1 pseudogene is annotated in these 315 nt (G+C 46.7%); it reads left to right on the forward strand.

The features are described from left to right. Nucleotides 1-315: pseudogene (locus tag HMPREF2794_RS05820) on the forward strand (Clp protease ClpP); the annotation flags it as partial.

Genomic DNA, 315 nt, shown 5'->3' on the forward strand with positions numbered 1-315 from the left:
GTAAGGCAGACCGCGTCGACATGCTCGAAAGACAAGAAGAGGAACGCAAGGAACAGGAGATCGAGAACGTCCTGAACAAAGCTATCAAAGAAAAAAGAATCACTGCTGACGTACGCGACGATTGGAAAGCGAACCTGACCAGCAACTTCGATACTGCAAAGAAGCTGCTCGACGCTATCAAGCCTGTGGAAATGCCTGAAGTTCATGCTCCCAGTCTGACGGATACCACAAACAAAAAGTTCGAAGACCTTCAAAACGATCCGGAGGCTTTGAAAAATATCATGGAGAAAAATCCGGCTGAATACGAACGTCTTT

The sequence above is a fragment of the Bacteroides sp. HMSC067B03 genome, assembly GCF_001811315.1.
GTDB lineage: Bacteria > Bacteroidota > Bacteroidia > Bacteroidales > Bacteroidaceae > Bacteroides > Bacteroides faecis.